The organism is Acidovorax sp., from assembly GCF_046339755.1.
Taxonomy (GTDB): domain Bacteria; phylum Pseudomonadota; class Gammaproteobacteria; order Burkholderiales; family Burkholderiaceae_C; genus Acidovorax.
In genome coordinates, this window is record NZ_JBKDTZ010000295.1 from 1 (window position 1) to 5102 (window position 5102).

7 protein-coding genes are annotated in these 5102 nt (G+C 67.4%); 3 read left to right on the top strand and 4 right to left on the bottom strand.

The annotated features are described in order from the left end of the window. Positions 1-349 precede the first annotated feature (349 nt). From ACK59X_RS25260 to ACK59X_RS25270, 3 genes are all read left to right on the top strand, one after another. Complete coding sequence (locus ACK59X_RS25260; RefSeq protein WP_409961157.1) at positions 350-1423, top strand: intradiol ring-cleavage dioxygenase; 1074 nt, start codon at positions 350-352, stop codon at positions 1421-1423. Between the two features lie 191 nt (positions 1424-1614). After that, a complete protein-coding gene (locus ACK59X_RS25265; RefSeq protein ID WP_184860808.1) occupies positions 1615-1791 on the top strand; it encodes a hypothetical protein in 177 nt (58 codons plus the stop codon). 112 nt (positions 1792-1903) lie between these two features. Beyond that, positions 1904-2359, top strand: a complete 456-nt coding sequence (locus ACK59X_RS25270) for an ABC transporter substrate-binding protein (RefSeq protein WP_409961159.1) — start codon at positions 1904-1906, stop codon at positions 2357-2359. A 50-nt stretch (positions 2360-2409) separates the two neighbouring features. Here the strand turns inward: ACK59X_RS25270 and ACK59X_RS25275 are convergent, their stop codons facing one another. From ACK59X_RS25275 to ACK59X_RS25290, 4 genes are all read right to left on the bottom strand, one after another. Continuing rightward, on the bottom strand, positions 2410-2949 hold the full coding sequence (locus ACK59X_RS25275; RefSeq protein ID WP_409961160.1) for an Rrf2 family transcriptional regulator: 540 nt from the start codon (positions 2947-2949) through the stop codon (positions 2410-2412). Between the two features lie 74 nt (positions 2950-3023). Continuing rightward, positions 3024-3497 carry a hypothetical protein gene (locus ACK59X_RS25280; RefSeq protein ID WP_409961162.1) on the bottom strand — a complete coding sequence of 158 codons (474 nt, stop codon included), beginning with the start codon at positions 3495-3497 and terminating at the stop codon, positions 3024-3026. A 249-nt stretch (positions 3498-3746) separates the two neighbouring features. Further along, positions 3747-4094, bottom strand: coding sequence for a hypothetical protein (locus tag ACK59X_RS25285; protein ID WP_409961164.1), 348 nt, complete (start codon positions 4092-4094; stop codon positions 3747-3749). A 76-nt stretch (positions 4095-4170) separates the two neighbouring features. Then, positions 4171-5102: esterase-like activity of phytase family protein (locus ACK59X_RS25290; RefSeq protein WP_409961166.1), on the bottom strand; the 932-nt coding region annotated here is incomplete at its 5' end.

Genomic DNA, 5102 nt, shown 5'->3' on the forward strand with positions numbered 1-5102 from the left:
GGACCGAGCATCGCAGGCTGCCCCCTCGCCCCCGGCGAGGGGGACACGGGCAGCGGGGTCGCCTTTCTTTGGGGTACCTTTCTTTGGCGACGCAAAGAAAGGTACCTCGGCCGCCGGGCCGAGACCCGGCTCCCGCCCTCAAACCAGGCAAGGCCCAACCACCGACCAAGCCATTCCCACGACGCCCCTACGGCGCTTCATTTCAACCACGACACAAACTACATATACAAAACTTACAGGCTGGCGAGACACTGTGCACACAGTCACCCAGACAGCCAGTCCAAGGCAGCGCAGTTCGGGTGAATGAGTGAATGATTTCCTTCTTCCACCAGAACCAGCAAGCAAGCCCATGAACAACAACGCCCTGTACCACGACGACACCACCGCCCACCACCACGGCCTCCAGCACGACCTCCAAACCCTGACCCGCCAGGCCGCCACGCGCCGCAACGCCCTGCGCTGGCTGGCCGTGGGCAGCATGGCCCCCCTGTCCCTGCTCTCGGGCAACAGCATGGCCGACACGGCCAGCGACACCAGCACCGTGCTCAACTGGGCCCAGTCCACCTACCCGCAGTGGTTCCCGGCCAGCTCCGCCGTGGCGCAGAGCAACGAAAATTTCATCTTCCGCTTCTACCCCACCACCGACAACTATCTGGGCGTGAGCCTGCAGGATTCGAACCTGTATGCCTATGGCCGAGAAACCGGCTACGCCTTCCTGAACCTGGGGCCCCTGTCGCACTGGGTGGGTCTGGCCGCGGGCGGCGCCACCAGCCAGACCTGCAGCATCATCCCGCAGGAGACGGCCGGCCCCTACCCCGGCGATGGCACCAACAGCAACCAGTCGGGCGTGGCCAATGCGCTCACGCTCTCGGGCATCGTGCGCAGCGACATCCGCCCCAGCATCGGCGGCGCCACGGGCATCGCGGCCGGCATCCCGCTGCGCGTGGAGCTGGAACTGGTCAACACCGCGTCAAGCTGCTCCACGCTGTCGGGCTATGCGATCTACCTGTGGCATTGCACACGCGACGGCCTGTATTCGATGTACTCGAACGGCGTCACCAACGAGAACTACCTGCGCGGCGTGCAGGAGACCAGCGCCTCGGGGTTGGCCAACTTCCAGTCCATCTTCCCGGGCTGCTATTCGGGCCGCATGCCGCACATCCATTTCGAGGTGTACCGCAACCTGGCCAGCGCCACGCGCGGTTCCAATTCCATCCGCACCTCGCAGATGGCCTTCCCCACGGCCGTGTGCCAGCAGGTCTACACCACCGATGGCTACAGCGCCAGCGTGCGCAACCTCTCGCAGATCTCGTTCGCCACCGACAACGTGTTCAGCGACGGTGTCTCGCTGCAGACCGCCACGGTGACGGGTGACAACGCCAGCGGCTACGTGGCCAGGTTGCGCGTGGGCGTGAGCGGCTGAAGCCCGCCATTCCGTCCGTCCCTTTCTCTGAATCCCTCCCTTGGGTGCTTCCGGCTAGCCGGGGCACCCTTTTTTCTTCGTGCCAGGAACGTGCGAACTAGCGCGGTCACACTACAGCGACACCGCCCCTCGGCCTACAGCGTGCCCAGCTGCACGCGCCCAGAATGTGCCCACGACACTTGGAGCCGACCATGAGCGCCATCGCATACAAGGACACCTACCAGCTGGTCTTCGACCGGCTCACCGAGCAGGACTCGACCACTGCGGAGCGCACGGCACGGCTGCTCGCGCAGGTCATCGACCACCTGGAGCAGCGCCGGGAGCTGGACCGCCAGGAGATCGAGGAGATGGTCCACAAGCTGGGTTGAGGGCCGAACGCGGATGGGTATCCATGCGCCCCCAATGCCTTTGGTGGCGCAGGGCCAAGGGCTGGTTCAGTAGCATGTTCCATCACCTTCACCCCAAGGACCAGGACTCCCCATGAACGCATCGCTTCGCACCACCTCCGCCGTCATCGCGCTGGCCATCGCCTCCCTGACCGTTCCCACGCTCGCCCACGCCAAGCGCATGGGTGGCAGCAAGCCTGCCGCGGCACGCCCCGCGCCAGCGCCCGCAGCCCCGACCGCGACCGTTGCGCCCAAGGCACCCGCAACGCCCAGCACGCCGGCAGCCGCAACCGCAGCCCCAGCTGCAGCGGCCCCTGCCGCAGCGGCGGCGCCCGCAGCACGCCCCGGCATCGGCTCCACCCTGGGCGCGGCCGCAGTAGGCGGCGTGGCTGGCGCCATGGTGGGCAGCGCCATCGCAGGCCCGTCGAGCGCAGACAAGGATGCCAAGGCCAAGGAAGCCGAGGCCGCCGAGAAGGAAGCCAAGGAGCTGCAGCGCAAGGCCGACGAGGCCAAGGCCAAGGCAGAAGCGGCACGCGCCGCCGCCAAGTAAGCAGGCCGCCTGCCCGTGCGGGTCTGCCGGGCCCGCAGCGCTACCGGCGGCTATTCGAGCGCCCGGGAAGCGCCCAAGGCAAAGACAGAGTTGGGCACCCCCTCCCGGGGCAGCTGCGGCTGGGGCTTGGCCCGCTTGGCAGCGCTGATTTTCTCCATCACCGTCACCGGTGGACGGCTCTCGACAGGGGCCTGCTGGCTCACCAGTTCGGCCACGGACACCGAGGCCAGGTATTCCATCACGGAGTGGTTGAAGGCGGCCCAGAGGTCTGCCGTCATGGCGCCTTGCGAGCTGCTCATGGCGTCGGCCGTCCGCCCGGCCCCGCCGGGCTTGCCGACCTCGGAGGCCAGCACGATGTCGGCCACCGAGATATCGCGCGCGCCCCGGGCCAGGGTGTAGCCACCCCCAGGGCCCCGCGTGCTGGCCACCAGCCCCGCCTGGCGCAGGCCGCTGAACAGCACCTCCAGGTAGGACACGGAAATTTCGTACCGCTCGCTCAGGGCGGACAGCGCCACCGGGCTGCCCACGGAACGGGACGCCAGGTCCACGATGGCGACGACGGCAAATTTGCTACGGGTGGTCAGGCGCATGGCGGCTACTCCGAAAGTGGGGTTGGGGGTGTTTCGCGAGCACCCGGTCGTTGTTCTTGTTCAAGCTTCTTCTTTCAGGCATCGGCGCAGCCCTTTTGCACCACCCGCAGCAGCAACTGCATCCAGCCCGCCTGGCCCCAGTCAAGTGCCTCCAGCACGGATGCCGCAGGCGCCCGGCCGTTGGCCACATCCACGTCGAAGGTGCCGTCGGCCCTGTCGGCCGCGACCTGCACGACCGAACCGAGCAAGGGGATCGACAGCGGCGCCTGGGGCCCGCCGGGGCCATCGACATCGATGCGCAGCACACAGCCGGGCAGCAGCCGGTAGCTCCAGCGGCGCTCGGGGTGGGCCTCGGACCCCAGCGTGTTCATGTGCGCCAGGCGCTGGGCCTGGGTCATGCCAAACGGGTCCGACACCGGTGCGTCCTGCTTGGGGTAGCCGTCCATGCAGGCGGCACCCAGGGCAATGGCAGCCGCTGCGAAGGCGAACCGCCAGCGCGGCCAGACTGCGCGCGTCCTCGGAGCAATCAGCCAGGAGAACTCGGTCACGATGGCGTCCCGGACAGGTCAAGCCCTGGACAGGGGGTATGGGCGATTTCCATGGTGGATTTCAGGGGCCATAGGCCATGGCGCTCCGGTGCGGGCAGCGCCAAGGGGCCGGCGGCGTTTGATTCAAGGCAAAGGGATTGCGCAACAGCCAGATGCGCGCGGCTTGGGGCTGCCCAGGGGGCAAAGCAGTGAAAAAACCACTTCGGATGCACCGAAGGAGGAGCCGGCCGTAGGCCGGATGAGCGATCCTCAGGCGACGATGCCTGGAGCCCTTGGCGGCTTGTGCGGTGGCGCAACGGCCACGGAAGGCGTGCGCACCAGGGCGAGCGAGATCAGGCCTTCGGTCGCAGCGGCTGCGGTATCGGCCAGTGTCCTGGGCTGGAGCAGGTCTGGAAAGTCCTGCCGGTCATCGAGCAGGGCATGGTCGTCGGCGTCGGAATTGGCGACGGGGGCGTCGTGCCCCGGTGCGGACTGGCTCAGTGCCGCGAGGTCCTTCTGCGGCTCGAACGACGGCAGGGGTTTGCTGGAACCGACGACGGAAATCCCCACGCACAGCAGAAAGTGCAGGAGGAAGACGGCGACAAGGCTCCGGAACATGGTGACCAATTATAGGCAGCATGGCGGGCCTTCCGGGCCCGCCATGCATTCACATCGCGATCAACAATGACCGGGATCAAGGAAGCACTTCAAATACCAGGTACTGATTGCGGTCGGTGGTCGACTCGGCCGTGGGGAAGTTGTCGTCCGCCACCACCACCAGCGAATCGCGGCCATTGGCCAACTTGGGGCCGAAGGTGATGCCCTCCAGATTGGCAATGCCGCCCAGTGGGCCCTTGATCGTCTCGAAATCGAGCACCAGGCGCTTGGTGACCGGCGTGTAGGCGGCCCCGGCCAGTGCGGCCGTGGCCAGCACATTGGTGGCATTGGCGGTGTTGATCTCGTACAGGCGCGCCTGGTTGCCCACCACGCCCACCGAGAAGCTGCGCTCCAGCACCAGGAAGCGCGTGGCGCTCAGGGCCAGGATTTCCGTCGCGCCGCTGACCGTGAACTGGTCTGCCGGCACCGGCATGGCCTGCACCCTGTCGACGGGGTAGGCGTACTGCGCCACGGCGGCACCGGTGCTGCGGTCGAACATCGTGATGCGCGAGACGCTGCCGGCGGTGGTGGTCGATGCCGGGCCATCCTGCAACAGCGCGCCCTCCATCAGCACGGCCGCCCGGCTGTTGTCGGGCGTGAAGGCGATGCCCTCGAACGCCAGGTTGCCACGCGGACCGGTGTTGTCGGCCGACATGCGGAACATCGCGGGGATCTGGTACTCGCGCACATGCGTGCCGTCGGGGCGCACCTCGCGGATGAACGGGTCGATGATGCGCGCAGCGCTCGTGCCCGTGGCCAGCGTGCGATCCCCCTCGCTGACCCAGACATGGTTGCCCGTGGCGCGGTCGATGCGCACCGATTCGGGGTCGGCCACCAGCGGATCGGGCACCTTGGGGTACACCGCGCCGCCTGGTTGCTTCATGCTGAAGGTCGACAGGAACTGCACGCCGCTGAAACTGCTGGTGTCATAGTTCAGGCGCACGGTGTACATGCGCGGCGCATTGGCCG

Coding starts and splice junctions, on each gene's coding strand:
- ACK59X_RS25270 (WP_409961159.1), top strand. CDS start 1,904: ATGAACGCATCGCTTCGCACCACCTCCGCCGTCATCGCGCTGGCCATC.
- ACK59X_RS25260 (WP_409961157.1), top strand. CDS start 350: ATGAACAACAACGCCCTGTACCACGACGACACCACCGCCCACCACCAC.
- ACK59X_RS25285 (WP_409961164.1), bottom strand. CDS start 4,094: ATGTTCCGGAGCCTTGTCGCCGTCTTCCTCCTGCACTTTCTGCTGTGC.
- ACK59X_RS25275 (WP_409961160.1), bottom strand. CDS start 2,949: ATGCGCCTGACCACCCGTAGCAAATTTGCCGTCGTCGCCATCGTGGAC.
- ACK59X_RS25265 (WP_184860808.1), top strand. CDS start 1,615: ATGAGCGCCATCGCATACAAGGACACCTACCAGCTGGTCTTCGACCGG.